Consider the following 23,882-nt stretch of genomic DNA (forward strand, 5'->3'; position numbering starts at 1 on the left):
GCGGCGACACAAACTGTGCCATAAGATCCAAATGAATAGCCCTTCCATTCAGAATTTGTCAGAACCGGTCCTTATTGGTGGCCGTTCGTTCCCCCGAAGTTCGTTCGCTTAGATTCCATAGTTTCGATGGTTCCCCGTGGATAGTCCTGAATCGCACTGGTCAGGTCGGACATCCCCCATGCCCCCAGTACCAGCGTCAGTACTTCATCGTCCAAACCCTGAGGTGGAAGGATCGTCAAGTCTTCAAGCTGACCATCCTTCATTAAAATCTTGACAATACGCCCAACCTGACTCTTGGAGAGCTGAAGTTGCCCTGCAATGTCCCGCACGCTAAGCCCTTCCTTAAGAAGTGCATAGATCGCCTGGTGCCTCACAAGATCCCGGGCCGCTTCTGCAACTGCCACAGCCCGTTCACTCGCTGCCAGCCCACGCGAGGCCTTGCCACTCAACGCAAGCCCGAAAGAGGCACTGCACCACCAGCGGTTCAGTCGTTCAGCCCGAGTAAGCGAGGCATGCCACTCTGAATCATTTTCAAGATAATCTTTACGTTGTCCCATAACTGGGACACTATCATATGTCCCAGTGATGGGACAAGTGCCCGACGGTCAAAACGGTGATTGCGGTGCAACGCACGCAAGTGCGTCGCGTGGCTCCAAGCTGGCTGGCTGGTGCATTGGGTATCCCATTAGCCAGCATCACTCCCGTTTTATCGCGTGATCCGAAGCTGTTCACACTTGCAACGAGGAACGCCGCTTCCACGCCCTCGTCACTCTTTTACGGTGGCAACGTACCGGGTAAGGAATACGGCCTCGTTAGTAACCACGATTCCCCTCCATGGTTGCTTTTGAAGTCGGTTGCAAGCACTGTTCTCGGATACGGGTAGCCGTTGTGGATTCGTCGCTCAAAGAAGACAAGCTGCCCACAAGCAAGGGCCATCGCTAGGCTGCAGAGTGCGATCACAAAGGCTGGGACGGTGCCCCAGGCTGTCATGCCCAGACTGGAAAGAAGACGTATCCCGCGAACAAACGACGGTCAGGACTCCGTAAACCGCGGTCATCGCGGCTTTTGTCTTGTAACTCCAAAACTTCATTTGCATGACCAGTCTCCTTTCTTCTCTTCGCTTAGGTCGATGCGGTTCGTATGAGAATTTCCAGCACAATTGCGATACGGGCTGCTTCCCAGCGGTAGTCCTGGCGCTCAGCTTCGGGGTGTCTTCCTCCCAAACGGCCGGGTCGACGTCCGATCCCTGGTCTTAGGCTTTCAGCGCGTGGGCGGCCTCGTCCACGCTAAACCAGTCCGGTTCAGCCATCTTCGTCCTTCTCTTAGATCTAGCAGGAGGGTCGGACAGCGCACGGAGAGGAACTCTCTTCGGGAGGCTAGCGGAATTGGTAAGTCTCGAGCCGATGACCGAAAGCAACGCCTGAAGTTCTCAACCTTGCACTTCGATTAGACCTTGTTGACCGGAACGACATCATTTTAGCGGCCCCTTTAGCCTTGGGGCTGCTAAGCGCCAATGATGCCCGCGCACAGCACAAACCCCCGTGGTATGGGCCAAGACATGTCAGTCGTGGAGACCTCTGCGGTTAAGGACCTGAGCCGAATGAGCGTCGCAAGGTGCAGGGAAGAACTTCAAACCGAGGTGATCGGTGGCGTCAACGGGAAGTGGCTGCTTCATTCATGCTTTGGAATACGAGGCCCAAATAGCGCCCGAATAAGGCCTCGGCTTCCGTTGCCGGCAATGTCTGGATATCCACATTGGAACCGTGCGCAATTTCATTTCTGCTCTTCATCAGCGGCCGGAACGAGTCGATGTCTTCGCGGGCCCTATCGGACAATGCCACCGCCATGATGGCGAACTTGAACATGGTACGTCTCCACGGATCCCTCGATTCGTCGTCCGGAAGGGGCCAGAAAAGTTCAGTTAGCGGAATGTTAACCGTGGACTCGATTCCCTTGACCGTTCTCTTGCCGTCTGCTTTGTAAAATTTCGCGGCCAACATCTCCAGGCCAAAAAACGCAAACATGAATCGGCGAAAGGGATCATCCGGCTCACGCCTTGCCGCCGTCAGCCACCGGGCGGGGGCAGTGATCGCTCGATCACCTAATTCGATTAGAGGCCGGGCTTTTTCAACAACCTGGTCGAGCAAGCCCGCCGAAATTTCTGCCCACTCGCGCCCCACAGAGACTATGGGCGCGCCCATTTCCAAGCGAGGCACGAAGGTTGGTCCCTTCCCATCCGCACCGATGTAGATGTACTCCCGGTCTTTCTGCACGTTGTCGAGCAAGTTGTTGAGCGAGTTCGGAAGTACCGCACAGAGACCCGCTGACAGCACGTCGAACGCCATCAGCATCTCGGCTCTGAAGTCATCAATGAGCGGGCCACACTCGCTCATGTCATTCCAGAGGTAGCGACTGCCTGTTGCGTCTTTGAGACGGACATACCTCCGAAGTTCCAGCGTGAGCCATGTCTTGCCGGGAGGATCCTAAATCGGGAGTTCATCTGCGGCTTTATCGATGAATTTGTCCCTGGCATCGAGACTGTCCTCGGCAGAGTTGAAGGGGCCGTCAAAAATGAACTGCTCCCCGAAAGTTGGACTGATCAATTCAGTTCCTTACTTCCGGGGAGTTTTTCATGCGTCCACAAAGTTCCTTGACCGCCGCTCAGCGGTTGACCGCCCTTGATCTATTCGAGGAGGGATTCGGGTACTACGCGGTAGCCTCAAAATTGAACGTTAGCGCTAAGGCCGCTCGGAGTCTTCGGGAACGATTCATGATTTGGGGTAGGGCGACATTGGAAAGTAAACCGACCAGGCCGATGTATAGCTTTGAGTTCAAACTCGCGCTTGTTCGCCAGTTCCTGAATGGTGAAGGAACCCAGTCCGAGCTAGCCCTCAAGCACGAGCTCAGTTCTCCAACGCTCTTGCGCACGTGGGTCCACACCTATCGAATCCATGGCGAAGACGGCTTGCAACCCAAGGCCAAGGGGCGACCCAAATCTGCCCCTCCCACCCCATCGGGTGAAGTCAGCGAGCTGGAGAAGCTGCGTCCAGGGAATCAGCGTCTACTGGCGGAGAACGCCTACTTAAAAAAGCACGAGCCTTGAGGAACCAACCACGGCACTCAAAGGTGGCGCTATGATTGCCCTCAAGGCATCCCATTCCCTGCCACTGTTGCTACAGGCAGCTGGGTTGGCTCGTTCCACGTTCTTCCACCGCCAAGCGGCCCTGAAAACTCCGGACCGGCACGCTGAGCTTCGAGCCAAGATCCAAGAGGTCTTCACCAGAGCCAGAGGCCGCTATGGGCACCGGCGCATCCACGCAGTCCTGACGCGCCAAGGCTGGCAAATCGCACGGAAGACCGTGATGAAGTTGACGCGTGAGGAGAACTTGGTCTGCAAGGTCCGTACCCGCAGCAAATATTCCTCTTACAAGGGCCAAGTCGGCAAAATCGCCGACAACCTGCTCAAGCGCGAGTTCGACGCCCAGGCGCCGAACACCAAATGGGTGACCGACGTGACCGAGTTCAAAATCGCTGAACGCAAGGTCTACCTCTCACCGGTCCTGGACCTGTTCGACCGTTCTATCGTTTCCTACTCGGTTTCCGAATCTCCGAGCGTTGCCTTCACCAACGAATCACTGATCGAGGCGATCGGGACCCTGACCCTAGGCGAGACCCTGATGATGCACTCAGACCAGGGATTTCAATACCAGCACGCCAGCCGGCAAAAACTCCTCAGCAACGCCAACATGGCCCGATCCATGTCCCGCAAGGGCAACTGCCTAGATAATTCGGTGATGGAAAACTTCTTCGGTCATCTGAAGGACGAGATGTTCCACCGCCAAGACTTTACCGACACCGACGGGTTCCTCACCGAGCTGGACGACTACATCCACTGGTACAACTACGAGCGGATCTCGTTAACGCTGCAGTGCCTGAGCCCAATGGAATATCGGGCCCAGGCACTGGCTGCGTAGATTCGCGTCAGGTCGCGGTAGAGTCCTGCCCGTTGATGATGTCGCCTGCATTCTGGATGGCCCAGGCGGCGAGAGGAACGAGCAGCGCGCTCAGTTCCTGGCCCCGGCCGGTCAGGCTGTAATCCACGCGCGCCGGGATAGTGGCCTGCGCGTGTCGGTTGACGATGCCGTCTCGCTCGAGGGTCTTCAGGGTCTGGGCCAGCATCTTCTCGCTAATGCCGTCGGCACGCCGACGCAGGGCGCTCCAGCGCTGCTCGCCCTCGGACAGAGCGATCAACAGAAGAAGGCCCCACTTACTGGTGACGTGCTCCAGCACTGTTCGACTGGGGCAGCCCGCCATGAAAACGCCGTCGGTGAAGATCGTGGGGATGCTCGCGGGGGAGGTACTAACTGTCATATATGTACCTTACCTTAAAGTGCGTACTCTCTATTGGGAAGTAAATCCAGAATGGGGTGGTTGTGAGCAATGACAACGTAAGAACCTCGAAAGGAAACACCATGACTATCGTCATCACCGGCGCGACCGGCAAGCTCGGCCGCAACGTTCTTCAGGCACTGCTGGATAGCAACGTCCCCGCGACCGAGATCGTCGCCGCAGGCCGGTCCATCGAGAAGCTCGAGGACTTCGCTACCCAGGGCGTGCGAGTCGCAGCGATGGACTACGACGACCCGGCCTCCGTGGCCGCGGCCCTCACCGGCGCTACCAAGGTCCTCCTGATTGCTAGCTCCGAGGTCTGCAAGGATCGCCCCGGTCAGCACCGCACAGTGATCGAGGCCGCGAAGGCAGAGGGAGTCGAGCTGCTCGCCTACACGAGCAACGCGAACGCAGACATCAACTCCACGATCCTGGGCCAAGACCACAAGACGACTGAGGCGATCCTCGCTGACGCCGGCGTTCCCTACACCCTGCTGCGTAACGGCTACTACTTCGAGAACTGGACCGAGCAGCTCCAGGGAACCCTCGCACAAGGCGTGCTTATGGGCGCCGGCGGCAACGGCCAGGTGAACGCCGCCACCCGCCGCGACCTCGCAGAAGCCGCAGTTGCAGTCCTGCTCGGCGAGAACCAGGCAGGCAAGGTCTACGAACTCGGCGGCGACGCCGCGTTCACCATGGCCGACTTTGCCGCCGAGATCACGGCCGTCACCGGCACCACCGTCGTCTACAAGGACCTCCCCGCCGCTGAGTACGTGGGCCTGTTGACCTCCTTCGGCATCCCGGAGGCCTTCGCCGGGATCCTCGCGGACGCAGATCAGGGACTCGCCCGCGGCGAACTCCTGGTTCAGGGCAATGACCTCCGCACGCTCATCGGACGACCGACCACCACCCCGGCTGACGCCGTGCGCGCGGCCGTCGCCGCCTCCTAGCATGAACATCACGGTCATCGGCGCCTCCGCCGGAGTCGGACTAGCGACAGTGCACGCTGCCCTGTCCCGCGGACACAGGGTGACCACCCTGTCTCGATCAGTCGACGCACTGCCGGCCGCTGAGAACCTGACCGTCGTGCAGGGCACCGCCACATCAGTGGACGACGTCCGCCGGGTGACAGCCAGCGCGGACGAAGTCCTTGTCACCCTCGGCACCAAGAAGCTCGGTACGACGACGCTGTTCAGCGACGCGACGGCCGCGCTCCTCGAGACAATGACAGGGAGAAGGACACCGGTGATCGTGGTGACCGGGTTCGGAATTGGCGATAGCGCACAGTTCCAGAATCCGGTCGCCCGGATCTTCATGAACGCTCTACTGGGCCGGATGTATGCCGACAAGGCGAGGATGGAGGAAATCCTCACCGCCACGAGCCTGCAGTGGGAGATCGTGCGACCCGGCATACTGTCCAACAACAGCACCACCGGTACGCCGACCGGCATTACCTCACTTCACAAGGGAATGAAGGTGCCGGGATCAGCCGGAAGAACCTCGCCACCTTCTTGGTCGACGAGGCGGAGAAGCGACGCTACCCCCGCCAATTCATCCTGCCCGTCGTCCACCCCTAGCGGGCGACATCTCGGAGGCGCGTCTAACGCCAGAAACAGGAGAGGGGGCGGCGGTCGATCGCCGCCCCCCTCTTGCTGATCTGCCCCGGGACTCGATACGAATCCACGTTGGCTCGTGGTGGCGAATCGTGTAATTTTCCTAAAGCGACCGCACTGCGCCACGTTGTCTGTAGGGGGGCCTCACCGAAACAAGCGCAGACTACTTCGGGAACTTTCGAAACTGCGTACTTCTGCAGGTGTCAGATTGTCGAATACACTGCCCAAGAAAACGCCCAGGCGCTAACTGGGACACCCCGTGCGGTTGTTCCTCTTGACGTGAATTCTCGTAGGGATCATCCTCAGGCCCCGTAGACTCCTATTTACCGAGTCCAACTTTCGGGGAGCAGTTCAAAAGCGCACTCAAGCTGGCGCCTACTTGTTTCTTTGTGTCGTGGTAGCCGGGAGGGAGGCCGCCAAAACGGATCGTTAGAGTGTCTCCATCCTTCGGCTGGCCACTGATGACCCCCAACCGATCCTGTTCGTCTTCCGGACGCTTGGATAGGTAGTCGTCGTTGATCGAATAGACCCGCCAAGAGGACAGGTAGGCATTGATCTTCCCGTCACCGTCGATCACTACGCAGCCTCCTCCGAGATGTAACGTCTATAGGATCCCATAGTGATGTCCAGAATGAAACGGAGGGTTATTGCCGAACTCCGAGCTACCAGTCACAACTCAGACCTTTTCATTTTCCGGTGACCACAGCATGGATTTCCGGCGCCGACCGTATTGTCGTCTGATTGAGGTGTGCCCCAACCAGAAGTCAGACACGGCCCCGTGATGCCGTCAGACTGGAGTCACTATCTACATTTATTGACACATTTTGCTGCAGATCTCAGATTTCATCATGACAGTCTCGCTCAATCGTGGAGGTGCAAGAGTGAGCGATCAATGTCTTGGATACATTCGGGTCAGCAACCTGGACCAGAACCCGCAACGGCAAATGGAGAACATCCAGCTCAGCAGAGTGTTCACGGACAAAACATCCAGCGAGGACACGAAGCGGCCGCAGTTCGAGGAACTGTTAAAGTCCGTCCTCGACGGCGACACCATAGTTGTGCGCAGCAAGGACCGGCTGGCACGCAACCTCGATGACGTGCACTCCATGGTGCAAAAATTGACCAGCCGACTCGCCCGCATCGAGCTCCTTATAGAAAACCTCTTCTCCACCGGCGAAGGCTCACCCCTGGCAAACCTCATGCTCTCTGTCATAGGAGCATTTGCGGAGGCCGAGCGGGCCCACATTGGTGAACGCCAAAGGGAAGGCACCGCCCTAGCCAAGAAGAGAGGCTCCTATCGCAGACGCGAGAAAGCACTCTCCGCCGAGCAGGAAGCCGAACTGGCCCGGCGCGCAGCAGCCGGGGACACGAAAGCGGCCCTGGCCCGCGAATACGGCATTCTCGATCCTGCTGGGTTCCGGGGTGCGATTCCCTATTCCCAGCAGGTGGATGTGGCCACTTGCACACCTTCCTTCCATGAGACAGCGGCATGCATGCCTTTCCGGGGAGTCGACGATCTCACTGAAACTCTTTGCGCCCTCCACCTCAGCCCGAAACTCTGGCCCTCTTCTCCCCGTTGGTCGGGCTTGATCTGTTTCTTATCCATAAGGCCTGTGAGCGCGCCGACGCGGCGGCCGCTCACCAACCGGTCATGACTCTACGGAGTGCACTGGCGTGGTTATCGAAGGTAGGCGGCGTGGATCCTGGCACCACGCGACCCTGACTTGGTTGGACGATCAATTCCAGACCGATTCTCATCACCGCCCCTTCGATCGCGCCGCTCATATCCAAGGAGTATGGATCAATCAGTCCATACTCCTTGCCAACGTCGCCAACCGGGTGCCGGTGGACGATGGCTCACGGAACTGCCCTAACCGTTTGCATCAATGGGTTCAGGTCCGCAGCCAACACCCACTATCGACTCGGGCCGGATCGGCGCAGCCGTCAACCGCATTTACGAACCCGGCCATCTGAAACAGGCAATGCACGCAAAAGTATTGACGGGATCGATCTCAACACCTACATTGATGAGATCGATCTCACGTCCTTGATTCCAACTTTTGTTTAGTTTTGGGATCGATCCTATTCTTGAGTGACTCAATGAGGAGCAGCATGAACCCCCAAAAACTTCAGTCCCGTCAGGCCGTGGCCACCAAGCCACCGACGACGCCTTGGACAGCAGCCATGGCAAGCATGGTCGGATCCGTTCTGGAGTATTACGACTTCTTTGTATACGGCCCCATGGCGGTTTTGGTCTTCGGTGCCATCTTCTTCCCTAAAGGCGATCCTGCGCTGGCCACGCTATTGGCGCTGAGCACCTTTGCCGTCGGATTTATTGCCCGGCCACTGGGCGGAATTGTCATCGGGCATCTGGGCGACAAGTTCGGCCGCAAGCCGATGTTGATGCTGACGTTTTTCATCGCCGGTGGAGTCACAGTGGGGATCGGCTGTCTCCCAACCTTCAGCCAGATTGGTGTTTGGGCGCCCATCCTTCTGGTGCTGATGCGCTTCATTCAGGGATTTGGACTGGGTGGCGAGTGGGGTGGAGCGGCGCTGCTCGCGGTCGAGTCCGCCCCGGAGTCTAAGCGCGGATTCTTCGGCAGCCTCGTCCAGGCCGGCGCGCCGATCGGCGTCATTCTCTCCAGTGGCATCGTCGCCATCCTTACGGCCTCAATGTCCAAAGCTGATCTGCTGGCTTGGGGGTGGCGCATTCCCTTCCTGATCAGCGTTCTGTTGGTGATATTCGGTCTCATTCTGCGGGTGCGCCTGACGGAAACGCCTGACTTCCAGAAGGCTGTAGCTTCCGCGCCAGCCAGGACCAAACTTCCGCTGGGAGTGGTACTGCGCCAGTACCCGAAGCAGATTCTGGCCATGATCGGCCTCCATGTCTCCGATACCACCCTCGGTTTTATCCAGGGTGTTTTTATCCTCGGATTCGCCACGGTAACCCTCGGCATCAGTCCGACCATTGCTCTAACCGCAAACATCGCCGCATCAATGGCAAACCTCATCATGACCCCGCTGGCCGGATTGATCGCAGATCGGATCGGCTCCCGCCGTGTCCTGGTCACAGCCACCGTGGTGCTGGCACTCTGGGCATTTCCCATGTTCTGGCTCATGGAAACCAAGAGCGTCACGGCGCTATTCATCGTGATGGTCTGCAACGGCATGATCGTCGGCACACTCTTTAGCCAACAGGCCTCACTGTTCGCTGGCGTACTCGAGCCGAAAGTGCGTTACACGGGAATGTCCATCGGCTTCCAGGTCGCGACCGTCATCGGCGGCGGATTCGGCCCCCTCATCGCCCAGGCACTGCAGAACAACGCTGGCGGAGCAACCTGGTCAATCTCCACATATTTGGTCATTGTCGCCATCATCGCCCTCGTCAGTGCCATCTACCTGACCTCCCGAAAGGCATCCCTGCGGGCACGAACCTTTAGCACTTCAGAAAGCTGATTATTGTGAATACAGACGCCCATGATTTCCAGGGCACCATCGGCACCACCGTCGCGGAATCCCAGCCGTGGTGGCCCACCCCACCGGCCGACTTGGCCGGGAAACCCAACGTTGTCATGGTGATACTGGACGACACCGGGTGGTCGGACTTTGGCTGCTTCGGCTCCGAGATCAACACACCCGCCATTGATTCACTGGCCCAAACCGGGCTACGGTACAACAACTTCCATGTCACCCCACTGTGCTCCCCCACCCGGGCCAGCCTGTTGACGGGCCGAAACCACCACTCCGTGGGCATGCGGTTCCTTGCCGACGCCGACACGGGATTCCCCAATTCCCGCGGCGCCATCCGCCCGGATGTCGCGATGTTACCGCAAATACTGCGCAGCAAAGGTTATGGCACCTACCTCGCCGGCAAGTGGCATCTGGCCCCGCTACACGAGATCACCCCCGCCGGCCCGTTCCAGAACTGGCCGCTGAGCCGGGGATTCGACAAGTACTACGGATTCATGGATGGGTGCACCGACCAATACGCACCCGAGCTCATCCAGGACAACCACTCAGTCGCTCCGCCAGCCACCCCGGGTTACCACCTTAGCGAGGATCTGGCGGACCACGCAGCAACCTTCATCAAGGACCATGTCGCCTTCCGCCCCGAGACACCGTTCTACCTCCAGTTCGCACTGGGCGCTACGCACGCCCCGTTCCAGGCTCCGCGGGAGTACATCGAAAAATACCTGCCGGTCTTCGCTAAGGGCTGGGACATCACCCGGGCCGAGCGTCTGGAACGACAGAAGGCACTGGGCGTCGTCCCGGCCAACACAATCCTGACGGAGCCAAGTGACAGTGTTCGCCGCTGGGACGGGCTCAGCGATGACGAGCGCGAGGTCTTCACCCATCTCCAGGCCGCCTTTGCCGGTTTCCTGGAGCACGCCGACGCGCAGATCGGACGCCTGCTGGAGACTTTGGAATCCCTGGGCCTAAAGGAGAACACCATTGTGCTGGTCATGTCGGACAACGGCGCCTCCCGGGAAGGTGGTCCGACCGGCGACGTCGACTGCAACGCGCCTTATTCGGGCACTAATCGCCCCGCCGCCGAGCAACTCGAACTGCTGCCCGACTTGGGCACCGCCATGGGGCCCGCCCACTACCCGGAGGGCTGGGCCATGGCAGGAAACACACCGTTCCGCCGGTACAAGCAATTTGTTGACCTGGGCGGCGTCCGCTCCCCTCTGGTCTTTTCCTGGCCCGCCGGGATCAAGGAAAGCGGCGGTGTGCGCAACCAGTTCGTCCACGCCATCGACATCATGCCTACGTTGTTGGATTTGGCCGGGATCGAGATGCCCGACGACGTCGACGGCGCCAGCCTGCGCGACTCTCTGGCCGAAGCTACCGGACCAGCCCGCCGCGACACCCAGTTCTGGGAAATGCTGGGGCACCGGGCCATTTGGCACAAGGGATGGAAGGCCGTGACCGAACATGTTAGCGGAGAGTCCTTCGATGACGACAAGTGGCGCCTGTACAACGGTGCCGTTGACTTTTCCGAATCCATTGACATGGCCGAGGAATTCCCGGAAAAGGTGGAGAACCTAAAGGCCCTGTGGTGGAACCAGGCACACAGCGTCGGGGCCTTCCCCCTGGATGACAGGACCCTCTACGACTTGCTGACAGCGCGCGGCCCCTCGGGCCTCATCAACTGCAGAGAGATTGTGCTCCGCCCGGGGCAGAGCCATGTCCCGTTCGCCAGCGCGATCGCCGGCAGCGACAGGTCCATGGAGGTCAACGCCTATTTGACCGGCTTCGAGTCGAGCACGGAGGGCGTCCTACTGGCCAGCGGTAATATCCGGGGTGGTTATGTCCTCTACATCCGCAACGGGACGGCAACTTTTGAGCACAACCATCTGGGAACCAGGGTGGTGCTCAAAGCCGATGCCCCCATCCCCGAAGGCGATACGACGGTGGGCTTCAGGCTCATCCGGCATGAAGGGAGGTCGGCCACCGTCGAACTTGTCCAACAGGGAATCGTCACGGGCCGGGCCGTTGTGCCGCAGGTATCCGGCCACCTGTCCTTCTGGGGCATGGATGTCGGGGCCGACCCCGTCAGCACCGTCTCGCCGGACTACGTAGCGCCGTTTGCCATGGCCGGCAGCGTCTTAGACCGTGTCGTGCTTCGATTTGATACCGGCCCCGACCTGGAAGACCTTGCGGATTTGATGGCCGCCACAGAGTAGGCGGCCTTGGGCCGGGCACCGGGTGGCAACCTCAAGGTGGGCCGCCCGGTGCATTGGCTCTGGGACCCGGATAGTCGATACGATCGGGAGTTATGGCAACAGATCATCAAGGACCCGCGACCATGCTGGACGTCGCCGCTCATGCAGGAGTCTCACGAGCTACCGTGTCCAGGGTGTTTACGGCCCCGGAATCGGTAGCCGCTGCCACATTGGAGCGGGTGATGAGAGCGGTTCAGGACCTGTCCTACAGTCCCAATGCCGCCGCGAGGAGTCTGCGCAGCGGACGTTCGAACACTGTTGCGCTCCTGGTCGGCGACATTTCCCAGCCGTTCCACAGTCAATTGGCCAAATCGGTTGCGCATGCTGCCGAGGATCGCGGCTACAGCGTGCTGCTCTGCGATCTCGATCACAGCATGGACCGGCTACAGCGACTCCTGACTGTACTGCCTCTGCAAGGCGTCGATGGCATCATGCTGGCCACCGGAGATGCCATCGAAACACCTGGAATACGGGCCGCCATTGATGCCGCCGAGGCCAAAGGGACCCTCGTCCTGCTGGGCTCGGCTCAGCCAGACTCGTCGATGGCACTCACTGTCAGCCCCCCTTTTGAAGAGATTGGCTATCTCGCCACGAAACACCTGCTGGCTCAGGAACGGTGGCCTGTAGCCCTCCTCGGCGGATCCAAGGGTTCCGTCATCTCCACTTTGCTGCGCGCCGGCTACCTGAGAGCTTGCCTGGAAACTGGCCACAGCGAAGGAGACACCATGGTGCTCGATGCCGGTTTCAACAGCACGTCGGCCCAGCGCGAGACGGCGAGGCTGTTGGATGGTGCGACCATGCCCCAGGGAATTGTCGCGGCAAACATACCGATCGCGCTCGGTGCCATCTCTGCCTTGGCGGACAGCGGCCTGAGCATTCCTGACATGGTGGCCCTGGTGGCCTGCGAGGAGGTGCAGCTGGCGGAGCAGCTCAGGCCTGGCCTGACCACCGCAGGAACCGACATCGGCGTTCAGGGCGAGGCCATGGCATCGGCCCTGATCGATGCGATCGAGGGCCAAGCCGTCATTGCACGGACGCTGGTGCCGCACCTGACAGTTAGGGAGTCCTCCGCGTCGTCGTAATGCGGTTTCCGCCGGCGACCTCTGGTTGGCCGAACGCCTAAAGGCCCTATTGCCCGGCCCTGCAGGAGGGCATCACCGGAGATGAGGGTGATCCTCCAGAGCTTGTGGCGGATGATTAGGGGGTCGCCAATTCTTTGTATGCTTGCAGGACATTTGTGATGAGCGTCGAGTCGACCGCGTCCGTTGCGCAGATGAAGCTGACTGTTGACGTGGCGCTGTCGTCATCGAGGTCAAGGTACACGAGCCCGGGAATGGCGAACGCGCGCATGGATTCCGGCACTATGGCTATGCCCAGGTGAGCGGCGACCAGGCCAAGGATGGTGGGGAATTGTACGGCTTCCTGGGAGATGTCGAAGTCGACGTCCACTGCATGGAGTAGCGCGGAAATGTGGTCGAAGAGCCGCGAGATGCGACTTCGGGGAAAAGCGATGAACGTTTCGCCGTGGAGTTCCCTCAAGCGGACATGAGCTCTGGAAGCCAAGCGGTGATCGGAGGCTACGGCAACGATCAGCGGCTCCTGGAGCAGCGTCGTTGCGCTAATGCCAGGAACTGATCGGACTTCGCGGGCAATTCCAGCGTCGAGGGCGCCGGCACCAATAAGTTCCAACTGCACGTCCGTCGTTTCCTCGCGGAGTTGAAGTTCAATTCCAGGCCATCGAGAGCGTGTCTGCCGGACCAAGGCAGGAACTATGGATATTGCTGCTGACGAAACAAAGCCGAGCCGAAGCCGCCCAAGTTCCCCGTTCTTTGCGTGGCTAAGTGCTGCCGTCATTGCCGCGTACTGCGCCAGAACCTTGCGCGCATGCCGCAACAGCACCTCGCCCTCTGCAGTCAGCTCCACGTTTCGAGAATTTCGTACGAAGAGGGCGACCTTACATTCCTCCTCCAGCTTGCGGATTTGCTGGCTTAGCGGCGGCTGAGCCATGTGAAGCCGCTGGGCCGCCCGGTTGAAGTGGAGTTCTTCCGCCACTGCTACGAATAGTTCAAGCCGCCTAAGATTCATGAACCAAGACTAAATGGATATTGATCGGAGCGAAATAGATACTTCAGTCCGAAGGTCTGGACGTCTAACGTTGTCCGTGAGAGAAGTCACAGATCGGAATGGAACAGAGGACCAATAATGCCCGTATTGACCAAACCCGCTACGAGTTACATCAACGGTATGTGGGTTGAAGGATCAGGTGCGCTCGTGTCCCGGTACAACCCGGCCCTGCCGGAGGAGGTGGTAACTACCTACCATCAGGCCGGCTCTGAGGAACTGAACCAGGCGATCCATTCCGCCAATGCCGTATCCGCGGCATGGGACCAGTTGGGCATTCTGGCCCGTGGACGCTTCCTGGCCGCCACCGCGGCCGCGATCCGTGAACGGGCCGAGGAGATCGCCGTGATGATGACGGCAGAGCACGGTAAAACCCTCGCGGAGTCGCGAATGGAAGTTGCCGCGTCGGCCGATACATTCGATTACCATGGCGCATCGGCCCGCAATCCGGTGGGAACTGAATACCCGTCCAGCCATCCCGATGAGCGAATCCTGACGGTACGGCGTCCACTGGGCGTTGTCGGCGTCATTACCCCCTGGAACTTCCCCCTGCAGATTCCTGCCTGGAAGATTGCACCGGCCCTCCTGCACGGCAACACGGTGGTGTGGAAGTCGGCAAGTAACACGCCCGGGGTCTCCGTCATGCTTATGGAAGCCCTGGCCGACGCCGGCATCCCGACTGGCGTTGTCAACCTACTCCTGGGTCCGGGCCAGCTGGGCTCTGAACTGGTTTCCTCCCCCATTGTCGGTGGAGTCACGTTCACGGGCTCCGTGCCGGTGGGGCACCACATTCGGAGCATTGTCTGCGAACGCGGAGCCAAATTGCAGCTCGAACTCGGCGGTCACAACGCAACACTGATCCTTCCCGACGCCGATGTTGAACTGGCCGCCACCAGCGTCGTTAACGCCGCGATGGGGTCCACAGGCCAGAAATGCACGGCCACGCGACGAGTCATCTTGGTCGGCGACGGGCATGAGGAGTTCCTGTCGAGGCTGAAGGAAAAGGTTTCAGCCCTCATTCTTGGACCGGGCACGGATCCGTCCGTTCAGATCGGCCCCGTTGTCTCCGCGTCGGCGCGCGATGAAATCGATGCCGCAATCCGCCAGGCACTGGCAGAAGGCGGTGAAATCCTGGCCCAGGCAACAGTGCCGGCCGGGGCCGGGTCCTACGTCGCGCCAACAGTGCTGACCGGCCCCCGATCCATGACCATCTGCCGGGAAGAAGTTTTCGGTCCCGTCACCACGGTGCTGCACGCGGACACCCTTGATGAAGCCATTGACCTCGCCAACGGTACGGCGTTCGGCCTCACCGCCGCAGTCTTCAGCAGTGATGAGCGATCCATTCGCCGCTGCGTTTCCCAGCTGCAGGCCGGCCTGGTAAAGGTCAACGCCCCCACCACCGGCTCCGAACTTCACGCCCCGTTCGGCGGCATGAAAGATTCGACGTTTGCCGGTCCCCGAGAACAAAACAGTGCCGCCGCCGCAACGTTCTTCACCCATGAAAAGACCGCCTACCTGCGTTTGGCCCCCGAGAAGGCATGACCATGAACCTGATAGACGAAGAGACCCGCTGTGACCTCCGCGCCCCCGACGTCGTCCTCTGCGGTTCCGACATGAACGGAGCCTGGGGCACCCGGCACAGTTTTGCCCGCACCATGCTCCGCCGCGCGGCCGCGCACCGCTGGACTGTGGCCAAGACACGCCTGGACCTGGATGGCCAGGGCCGGGGGACGGCCGTGTACACAGTGAATGCCGAAGGATTTGAGTTGACGTTCATTGCCTTCTGCCAGGCCTTGGAGGAAAGCGAACGCACCGATCGGGTGATCGCCAACGCTTGGGATGTCACCGCCGCCCTCGTGGAGGGCGAACTGACCCCGCAGCGTGAAGCGGAGTTGCGCCGCAACATCCCCGTCCAGGAACAGGGCCGCACCGACCCGGAAACGATCATCATGACCCGGGCCAACCGCAGCGCCCGCTTCTTCGACTACGTAAGCGACTGCCTTGCCACGGGGAATCAGCCCGATGTCGCAGCGCTTGGTCCCAGCCCCTACCTGATACGCAGCACCGCGTTTTACGGCAACGGCAAATTCGGGCTTAAGGAACTAGACAATTTCCCGTCAAACCATCCGCTGTCCGTCCCCTACCGCTCCCAGATGCTCACAGCCTGGCTGCTGCGCGAGCTCAGCATGGACCTGGTGGAGCACGTCGCCAGGGCCAAGGCCCAGGCCGCGGGCACCGTGGCCGTTCCCCTCGATGCGGCGTGGGGCAAATACTTCGGGTTGGGCAACGCCACCGGCCTGGGAATGGTGCCGTTCCTCGTCAACCATCCAGGCTACCTGGACGCCTGGTGCAAACTCCGCGAGATTCCCCTCGCCGCGGGGCTCGCAGCCTGCTACAGCCCCGACCACCCGAACCTGGGCCGAATCGCTGAACTCCTCACGAGAGCGGACCGGCACCTGGCAGAAAAATCCGAACTCAAAACTATGCCGTTCCTCTCGACGGAATCGATCAGGCCCCAACTTCGCCGCCTCCTCTCCGAACTCCAAGCATTTATGACCTCCGAAGCGAAAGCCACCCCAGTACTCGCACGCCTGCACGAAATAGCAACGAACCTCAGCCCGGAAGCCCGTGGCCTCTTCGCCTCAATCGTCATCGAACTCCAGACCGACTTTGATGAAGAAGCTGAGGCTCTGCTCACCGTGACAACTCCACCGGCCTTCGACCCGGCCATGAGCTGCCATGCACTGGGGCGGCTGCTGGATCAGAACTACGCCTGGACTCACAACTACGACTTTGCCACCCCGGAACGCGCCAGCTACTACTGGTACTCATCCGCGGACAGTGAAGAACCCCGGCGGGCGCTGCGCGCAGCGATGGCAGCCGGCACAGTGGAGCACTGCACCGACGTCGCCCGCCGTGTCAATGCCCTGACCACCGATCTGGAATTATTCCCCGACAAGTCCAGCGTGGCTGAATTCCTGCTGGCCCATCCGGAACACCGATTCGCTGCCGAACGGATCCAGCAAACCCGGGACTACTACTACAGGGATTTGCAGGACAACCTCCTGGACGCCGACTTCCTGCCACTGAGCACTCAACGCTTCCAGCTGGCCACCTATGGGATGAACAACTTCAGCCCGCAGTCAACTGATTGGGTCCGCGTCACCTTGTTCAGTGGCGCACCACGTGTTGCGGACATCTTGAACGGGACCGACGATGACGACTGGCTGTTTCCGCTGGCGCCCGAAGGAGAGAACTAATGAGTGTGCACCAGCAGGCAACCGTCGTCGACGGCCTTCAGATCAGCAACTGGAGCCGGCCGGTCCTGGAGGAACTGCGCACAGGCGGGGTCAGCGCCGTCAACGTCACCTGCGCCGTCTGGGAAAATGCCAGTGAAACCATCCGCTCCATCGCCCAATGGCTCGAACTGGCCAACCGCAACCCCGACCTTATCTTCCTGGCGACCAGCGGCGCCGACATCGAAGCCGCCAAACAACTAAACAAGATCGCTGTCTTTCTCGGTTTCCAAAACACCAGCCCGTTTGAGGACGACTACCGGTATGTGGAACTCTTCCACCGACTCGGTGTTCGCATCGCCCAGCTGACCTACAACAACCAGAACCTGCTCGGCGGTGGATGCTTCGAAACCGAAGACTCCGGACTCACCCGCTATGGCCGTGTCGTCGTGGCGGAGATGAACCGGGTCGGCATGCTCATCGACCTTTCCCACGTCGGATACCGGACCAGCCGCGAGACGATCGAGGCCTCTTCCGTGCCCGTTGCAATCACCCATTCCAACCCCCTCTGGTTCTTCGACACACCCAGGAACAAGCCCCACGATGTCATCCAACCGCTCGTCGACCGCGGCGGCGTTATCGGTTGCTGCCTCTACCCGACCGTCAGCGGCGGCGAACACGTGACCATCGAAGGCTTCTCCGCCATGGTCGCCCGCATGGTGGACCAGTACGGACCCTCCCACATCGGCTTGGGCAGCGACTGCACCCGTGGCTGGGACCACGAATTCGTCGGCTGGCTCCGCCACGGACGCTGGCAGCCCACGGCACCGGAACAGGCACCCACCTGGCCGAACTGGCCCAACTGGTTCACCGGGCCCGAAGATTTTCCACGCCTCACCGAGGGGCTCCTCGCCGCGGGGCTCTCCAATGACACCGTCGCGGCAGTTCTGGGCGGAAACTTTAGCCGCCTTTTCACCGACGTCATGGACAACACGAAAGAGGGTGCTCATGTCTGACAAGACCTATGCCGTGGCCGGTGACACAGCCGATGTTCAAGGGTCTGGCCTTGTCTCTGTCCAGCCCCGCGAAATCATCGAAACGGCCTTTCGTGCACTGTGCGCCGCAGGAGGTGATCCTGCCGAAGCCCAGGAAGGCGGATTAGCCGTGCTGCGGGCCGAAGCCGACGCCCAGGTCGGTCTGGCCCTGCTGGAACAACTTCTCGAAGCGGACTGGACGCAGCCAATGGTTCCTGCCGATACCCAGTCGACATCGTGGGCCGGTGTCGCTGTGTATGAACTCAACTGCCCGGGGCAACCCGCACTGCGTTCAGCGATCCAGCTGATGGACCTCGCCTGCAGTGGCAGTGCCGAGGAAGTCCGGGTAGCACGGACCACTGTTGCGGGCATCCCGCGCCCACTGTGGAACGATCTCCTGCTGCGCTACAGCGCCCGTCTGCAGCGCACCATCATCATCGCCATCACTACCGCCGCGGCAACCGGCACCGGCGGCACCGAATACCTCAGCGTCCGCAATGGTGCCATCACGACGACGACGGAACCGCCCAGCGAGGCCATCGCCGCGTCGTTGTTACCCACCGCTGACGGGAACGAAACGGTCGTCGTCGTCCTCCCCTACCACGCCGAAGCAATCCAACAGGACGCCGGCATCACCCAGAGACCCCTGAAAGTACGTGACGAACAATGGCACCGCATGTACCAGCTCTCCCGGAACTACCTGATGGCGGACCAATGAGCACCATCGACCGTACCCAGTTCTCCGACGGCAAGCCGCGGCCCTACTCAGCGACGGCTGCCGTGAACGGCATCATCTTTCTCTGCGGGCAGGTACCCACCCGTCCCGACGGATCGTGTCCTGCCCATATTGCGGAGCAAGTCACCCAGGCGTTCGATAACTTGGAACACGCCTTGCTGGCGGCACATTCAGATTTGTCCCACCTTCTCAAACTCACCGTCTTCCTCGCAGACCTTGACGAGTTCGAAGACTACAACGCCGCCTACCTCACCCGGCTCAGCGGCCGTCCTCTGCCTCCCCGGACCACCGTGCAGATTGCCCGCTTCCGTGGTGAGAAACGCATCGAAATCGATGCCATCGCAGCCGCAACTGCCTAACCGAACCACGGCCACGCATCTGTTGGGTTACCACCGTCGCTTTCCCTTAGCTCAGATCGGAACCACCATGATCTCCCACGCACCGTCCCCCACTCCATCAACCACATCCCAAACCACCATCGATTCAGCGCCGCTGAACGCGTTCCACAAGCGCCTGACACTCTTCAGCTCGGGCGGGCCATTCCTGGACGGCTACATCCTGGCCATTATCGGCATCGCCTTGGTCCAGATCATTCCGAAATGGCAGATGAATGAGTGGTGGAACGGACTCATCGGCGCCTCCGCGCTGATCGGGGTCTTCATTGGTGGGCTTGTCTTTGGGAATATCACCGACAAAATCGGTCGCAAGCTCATGTACACGATTGACCTGATTGCGATCATCGTGTTCTCCATCGCGCAGTTCTGGGTCAACGAACCCTGGCAACTATTCACCCTGCGCCTCCTCATCGGCATCGCGGTCGGCGCCGACTACCCCATCGCCACCGCCCTGGTTGCCGAATTCGTCCCCGCGAACTGGCGCGCCCGCCTGCTCGGTGGCCTCAACGCCATGTGGTTCGTCGGGGCCACTGTCGCCGCGTTCGTCGGCTACTGGTTGCTCTCCCTCGAGGACGGCTGGCGCTGGATGCTCCTGTCCTCGGCCGTGCCGGCCGTCTTGATCCTCATCGCCCGGGCCACCATCCCGGAATCCCCCCACTGGCTCGTGGGCAAGGGACGCCAGGAAGAGGCTCTTGCCATCCTGAAGAAGGCCATCGGCGAGGGCGCCACCCTGGAAGGTATCACCGCCCACGACCCCAACGCGGTCAAGCTCAGCACCAAGAAGGCCTTCTCAATGGTCCTCACCGGCGGATACCTGAACCGGGTCATCTTCATCTCCATCTTCTGGACCTGCACCATAGTGACCCTGTTCTCGATCTACGCATTTGGACCACAGATCCTATCCCTTTTCCACCTCGACTCCGGAAATGCAGCCAACATCGGCTACGGCCTCATCAACTTGTTCTTCCTGGTGGGCAACGTCGTCGCACTCCTCCTGGTTGATAAGTTAGGCCGCCGCCCGGTCCTCATCTGGGGATTCCTTCTCTCCGGCGTCGGCCTGCTGTTCCTGGCGATCTTCCCCACCGCTCCCCTGGGCTTGATCGCCCTGGCCTTCGCCGTCTATGCCATATTCAACGGCGGCCCCTCCATCCTGGAATGGATCTACCCCAACGAGCTCTTCCCCACCAAGGTACGTGCTACGGCTGTGGGCCTGTGCACAGGAACCAGCCGCATCGGCGCCGCCATCGGCACCTTCGCCACACCCCTGGCCCTGACCCACTTAGGCCTCTCCGGAACCATGTGGATCGCTGCCGGCATCGCCCTGATAGGCGCTGGTGCCAGCTACTTCATGGCACCCGAAACCAAGGGCAAAAACCTCGAAGACGCAGCCGCACTAAACGCATAAGTTCACAACAGCGCAACAGTGCACTAAGAACGTGTTGGGAAAGTGTCTAGTGCTTCCCAACACGTTCTAACAGTCACAATGGCCGATCTTCAGTCCCTGGCAAACACTAATGGCGTCCCGATCTCGAGTCCGCCCGCCAGCGCCCTGGACCAGGACTCAGCGTAAACTGATAGTCACGGACGGTGATCTGCACTGCCTCGAGGATCGCTGATGAACCTGCTTTTGAAGATTCATGCAGCCGAATCCCGGAAGAATTCGCAGGGGCCAAAAAGCACCCATCTTTTACCCATCTAATTCAAACGAAAACTACGATGATTACTGACATGTCGTAGGAACCAAAACGGACGAAAATTCTCGAGAATAAGCGAATTTTGATGGTCGCCGATACTCAATGACGTCCAGATGGTGAGTTTCTCTTGGTCGTAGGCTCAATTCTCACCCGGGGAACCCTGTGATGTCTCGGTTCATGGTTCCCACTATCTCTCGAGACGTCGTTCACATGCCGTGTGAGGACGTTTAATTACACCCCGGTCTCGGATCATGGTGCTTTTCTACCCTCGGTCGCGCTGGATTGCGAAGGCGACCTAAAGAGCCGTACGCTCGGATCTCTCGTCCGCCATTAGGTTGTAGACGGCCAGTTTGCGATGTTCAACGTGGTGAACGCACTCTTTTCCTTGGTTGCAGCAGATGCCGGGTTTCGCTGGCAATCACTGCTCAACCGGAGTGGCAACCGTGTCCTGAGATCACACAGCAAGTGGGACCGACGCTTGGATGTCCGGCTCGAACCGTAACGCATTCCGGCCCGACCTGGATGAGTCCGTTGAAGCACTAGGACCATCATTCAAAGCACAAATCGATACGCCGCTGACGGCGCAATCACGCCTTTAGCCATCTCATAGGACGCAGGAAGGCTGCCCTTGAGCACACCCATGGCACCCGCACAGACACCGCATGGACTGAGGTAAAAGCACCGCCGCCATGCTTCAGGCGGTGCTCGTCAAGGCTGATGCAGTTCGCTCGAGCAGAGGTGAACTCGTTGGAGCGTCACACGATCCAGCTTTGGTGGGATACGAGTATCGTCCAATCGCCGAACTCTTGTTTGAACCAGTGGAGCGAAGAGGTCTGTACGCAGGACAGAGCCCACGCAGCCGCATCGCGGCGCCGGTCGACGTCGAACCCACCATGGTCTGGCTGGGTTGTAGAGGATGTATTGCCGGCCCAAGCAGACCCGTCCAATGGCTGCCTCCAAAAGGCACTGCGTCTCCGTGAAGCTAGGATTCCGGCGGGTGGCCGTGAAATAGCGAGAATGTCAAGGTTAACGTAACGGCCAGAACACAGGGACCAGGAACACGGACACCACAAAATACAAGGCCATGATGACCAGGCCTAGTTTCCAATAGTCACCAAATTTGTACCCCGCAGGACGCATGATCATCATGTTTGCAGGTGTGGCGATGGGAGTCAGCAAGGCGGCCGATGAGGCGACGCTGACGCACATCAGTACCGTAATCGGCGAGATTCCGGCCTCCGCGGCAACGGATAGGGAGATGGGGATGATGATCAACGCAGTCGCTGTATTGCTGATGAGTTGTCCCAACACGGCAGTGACCAGGAAGATCCCGGCCAGCAGCAGGTAGGGACTCCCCCCACCGGTGAGGGAGACGATCCCGTGTGCCAGCAGTTCCGCCGTACCGGTGCGGGTAATAGCGGTGGACAGTGGGATCATCCCGGCCACCAAGATCAGCGTTTGCCAGGACATGGCCCGGTGGGCCTGCCCCACCGTCACAACCCGAGCCAGGATCATGGCCATCGCGGCCAGCAGTGCCGCGACCGGGGCCGGCACCAAGTTGGTGGTCATCAAGACGACCATGGCGGCCAGGATGGCAAGGGCAGGCACGGCGCCCGGTCCGAGAGGTACCGTCTGACGGCGGATCGCGTCCGGTGAATCGACGAGCAGCACGTTTTGGTCCCGCGTGTGCCTATCCAGCGCCGACCAACTTCCCTGTAACAGCAAGATGTCGCCCGCCTTAACTTGGTTGACCCTGGTTTCAGAGGGCTTCCCGGCTCGCTGATGGGCCAGAACCACCAGTGATCCACTCACGGTAACCATTCCCGGGTACACCTCGGTTCCGACAAGTGTGGAGCGCGGCGACACCACAACCTCGGCCACACCAAATGACTTACTCACCAACCCGTAGGCAGCTTGGTCGTTGTTAGTCTCCGTGCCAAGGCCATTGTCTCTGGCAAACGCCGCGATGTCTGACGGTGTTCCCCTGACCACAAGATAATCGCCGGCGGACAATTCACCCGTAGTGGCCGGCTTCCCCTGAGCGTTCTGAACGCTCAGCAGGTGCACACCGCCATCACCGCCGGTCATCACTTCGGCGACCGCATCCCCTATTCTCGGCGCTCCGCTCGGCACTCGAAGCCGTGCAAGGTCTTGTTCACCTGGCCAGTACTGCTCCAGAAGGACCGCTGGATGAGCACTCAAGTCCTTGGGCAACTCCTCCGGCGTGCGTTGCGGAAGCAGCCTTGAACCCAGGGTGACCGCAATGATGACGGTGCCAATCAGCAGTGGCACCCCGACCAGCGCGAACTCGAAGAAACCGATTCGGCGCCCGGTGGAACTGATAGCCGCCTCGAGGATCAATATGTTCACCGGGGAACCGGTCAAGACCAGGAGGGAGCCGGCGTGGGCCGCGAAGGCCATCGGCATCAGCAGCTGGCCAGGCTCACGCCCCAGGCGCACGGCGAGGACGACGATCATGGGAAGGAGCGCCGCGACCGCTCCGTTGACACTGATGATGGCTGAGAGAAAAGCGGTGAACAGCATAACCAAAACAAGAAGCCTGATCTTGCTGGAGCCGGCGAACCTTATCAGCACTCCCCCAAGCCACGTCGTGACTCCGGAGGCATCAATCGCCTCGGCTACGACAAACAGGGCCGCGATGAGAACCACGGTCCCGGAACCGAAACCCGCGAAAGCGTCGTCGATATTGATAATTCCCGCACCCAAGAGGGCAAGCGTCACACTGATCGCCACGACCTCGACCGGGAATTTGTTCCACACAAAAATCGCAATAGTCAGCGCCAAGATGACCAGCATAGTGCCCGTGTCCGTCATAGCTCTCAGGCTAACGACAATGGCTCTCCGCAGAAAGTACCCATTCCGAGAGAAAAGGAACCGACTGTCCTACTGGAAAATCGCACTCAAGATCTCACCACGG

Annotated in this window: 20 protein-coding genes; 14 read left to right on the forward strand and 6 right to left on the reverse strand. The window is 60.1% G+C overall.

Annotated features, from left to right (window positions below):
* Nucleotides 1–71: 71 nt before the first annotated feature.
* Complete coding sequence (locus AL755_RS22485) at nt 72–557, reverse strand: winged helix-turn-helix domain-containing protein (protein ID WP_082369303.1); 486 nt, start codon at nt 555–557, stop codon at nt 72–74.
* Between the two features lie 1,095 nt (nt 558–1,652).
* Nucleotides 1,653–2,393: a hypothetical protein gene (locus AL755_RS13700; RefSeq protein ID WP_054011487.1), complete on the reverse strand. Its 741-nt coding sequence runs from the start codon at nt 2,391–2,393 to the stop codon at nt 1,653–1,655.
* 422 nt (nt 2,394–2,815) lie between these two features.
* On the opposite strand from AL755_RS13700, the gene AL755_RS24655 reads away from it, so the two are divergent.
* Both AL755_RS24655 and AL755_RS13710 read left to right on the forward strand, forming a co-directional pair.
* The gene (locus AL755_RS24655; protein WP_160318909.1) at nt 2,816–3,103 is read left to right on the forward strand and encodes a helix-turn-helix domain-containing protein; all 288 of its coding nucleotides are present in this window, start codon (nt 2,816–2,818) and stop codon (nt 3,101–3,103) included.
* A 31-nt stretch (nt 3,104–3,134) separates the two neighbouring features.
* The gene (locus AL755_RS13710) at nt 3,135–3,974 is read left to right on the forward strand and encodes an IS3 family transposase (protein WP_054011488.1); all 840 of its coding nucleotides are present in this window, start codon (nt 3,135–3,137) and stop codon (nt 3,972–3,974) included.
* Between the two features lie 7 nt (nt 3,975–3,981).
* Here the strand turns inward: AL755_RS13710 and AL755_RS13715 are convergent, their stop codons facing one another.
* Nucleotides 3,982–4,371 carry a winged helix-turn-helix transcriptional regulator gene (locus AL755_RS13715; protein WP_054011489.1) on the reverse strand — a complete coding sequence of 130 codons (390 nt, stop codon included), beginning with the start codon at nt 4,369–4,371 and terminating at the stop codon, nt 3,982–3,984.
* Nucleotides 4,372–4,472: 101 nt separating this feature from the next.
* Here AL755_RS13715 and AL755_RS13720 point away from each other — a divergent pair, with 101 nt between their 5' ends.
* Nucleotides 4,473–5,339 carry an SDR family oxidoreductase gene (locus AL755_RS13720; protein ID WP_054011490.1) on the forward strand — a complete coding sequence of 289 codons (867 nt, stop codon included), beginning with the start codon at nt 4,473–4,475 and terminating at the stop codon, nt 5,337–5,339.
* Nucleotide 5,340: 1 nt separating this feature from the next.
* Nucleotides 5,341–6,045 carry an NAD(P)-dependent oxidoreductase gene (locus AL755_RS13725; RefSeq protein WP_054011491.1) on the forward strand — a complete coding sequence of 235 codons (705 nt, stop codon included), beginning with the start codon at nt 5,341–5,343 and terminating at the stop codon, nt 6,043–6,045.
* A gap of 276 nt (nt 6,046–6,321) precedes the next feature.
* On the opposite strand, the gene AL755_RS13730 is transcribed toward AL755_RS13725, so the two are convergent.
* Nucleotides 6,322–6,579, reverse strand: a complete 258-nt coding sequence (locus tag AL755_RS13730; RefSeq protein WP_054011492.1) for a hypothetical protein — start codon at nt 6,577–6,579, stop codon at nt 6,322–6,324.
* A gap of 271 nt (nt 6,580–6,850) precedes the next feature.
* Here AL755_RS13730 and AL755_RS24660 point away from each other — a divergent pair, with 271 nt between their 5' ends.
* The 4 genes from AL755_RS24660 (at nt 6,851) to AL755_RS13750 (ending at nt 12,810) form a co-directional block, all read left to right on the forward strand.
* Complete coding sequence (locus AL755_RS24660; protein WP_192841616.1) at nt 6,851–7,657, forward strand: recombinase family protein; 807 nt, start codon at nt 6,851–6,853, stop codon at nt 7,655–7,657.
* Between the two features lie 457 nt (nt 7,658–8,114).
* On the forward strand, nt 8,115–9,458 hold the full coding sequence (locus AL755_RS13740; RefSeq protein WP_160318910.1) for an MFS transporter: 1,344 nt from the start codon (nt 8,115–8,117) through the stop codon (nt 9,456–9,458).
* A 5-nt stretch (nt 9,459–9,463) separates the two neighbouring features.
* Nucleotides 9,464–11,689 (forward strand): arylsulfatase, encoded by a 2,226-nt coding sequence (locus AL755_RS13745; RefSeq protein ID WP_054011494.1) that lies wholly within the window; start codon nt 9,464–9,466, stop codon nt 11,687–11,689.
* A gap of 122 nt (nt 11,690–11,811) precedes the next feature.
* Nucleotides 11,812–12,810 carry a LacI family DNA-binding transcriptional regulator gene (locus tag AL755_RS13750; RefSeq protein ID WP_160318911.1) on the forward strand — a complete coding sequence of 333 codons (999 nt, stop codon included), beginning with the start codon at nt 11,812–11,814 and terminating at the stop codon, nt 12,808–12,810.
* A gap of 115 nt (nt 12,811–12,925) precedes the next feature.
* Here the strand turns inward: AL755_RS13750 and AL755_RS13755 are convergent, their stop codons facing one another.
* A complete protein-coding gene (locus tag AL755_RS13755) occupies nt 12,926–13,813 on the reverse strand; it encodes a LysR family transcriptional regulator (protein ID WP_054011496.1) in 888 nt (295 codons plus the stop codon).
* Nucleotides 13,814–13,972: 159 nt separating this feature from the next.
* Between AL755_RS13755 and AL755_RS13760 the strand changes: the two genes are divergently transcribed.
* The 6 genes from AL755_RS13760 (at nt 13,973) to AL755_RS13785 (ending at nt 20,655) form a co-directional block, all read left to right on the forward strand.
* Complete coding sequence (locus AL755_RS13760; protein ID WP_272946715.1) at nt 13,973–15,391, forward strand: aldehyde dehydrogenase family protein; 1,419 nt, start codon at nt 13,973–13,975, stop codon at nt 15,389–15,391.
* A gap of 2 nt (nt 15,392–15,393) precedes the next feature.
* Complete coding sequence (locus AL755_RS13765; protein WP_054011498.1) at nt 15,394–17,109, forward strand: hypothetical protein; 1,716 nt, start codon at nt 15,394–15,396, stop codon at nt 17,107–17,109.
* Nucleotides 17,109–18,101 carry a membrane dipeptidase gene (locus tag AL755_RS13770; protein ID WP_054011499.1) on the forward strand — a complete coding sequence of 331 codons (993 nt, stop codon included), beginning with the start codon at nt 17,109–17,111 and terminating at the stop codon, nt 18,099–18,101. Before AL755_RS13765 ends, AL755_RS13770 begins: the two co-directional genes overlap by 1 nt.
* Nucleotides 18,094–18,837: a hypothetical protein gene (locus tag AL755_RS13775; RefSeq protein ID WP_054011500.1), complete on the forward strand. Its 744-nt coding sequence runs from the start codon at nt 18,094–18,096 to the stop codon at nt 18,835–18,837. The genes AL755_RS13770 and AL755_RS13775 overlap by 8 nt, the downstream gene beginning before the upstream one ends.
* A complete protein-coding gene (locus AL755_RS13780) occupies nt 18,834–19,214 on the forward strand; it encodes a RidA family protein (protein ID WP_054011501.1) in 381 nt (126 codons plus the stop codon). The genes AL755_RS13775 and AL755_RS13780 overlap by 4 nt, the downstream gene beginning before the upstream one ends.
* A gap of 67 nt (nt 19,215–19,281) precedes the next feature.
* Nucleotides 19,282–20,655: an MFS transporter gene (locus AL755_RS13785; protein ID WP_054011502.1), complete on the forward strand. Its 1,374-nt coding sequence runs from the start codon at nt 19,282–19,284 to the stop codon at nt 20,653–20,655.
* Between the two features lie 1,315 nt (nt 20,656–21,970).
* Here the strand turns inward: AL755_RS13785 and AL755_RS13790 are convergent.
* The gene (locus AL755_RS13790) at nt 21,971–23,761 is read right to left on the reverse strand and encodes an SLC13 family permease (RefSeq protein ID WP_202813512.1); all 1,791 of its coding nucleotides are present in this window, start codon (nt 23,759–23,761) and stop codon (nt 21,971–21,973) included.
* Nucleotides 23,762–23,882: the final 121 nt, after the last annotated feature.

The organism is Arthrobacter sp. ERGS1:01 (genome assembly GCF_001281315.1).
Taxonomy (GTDB): Bacteria; Actinomycetota; Actinomycetes; order Actinomycetales; family Micrococcaceae; genus Specibacter.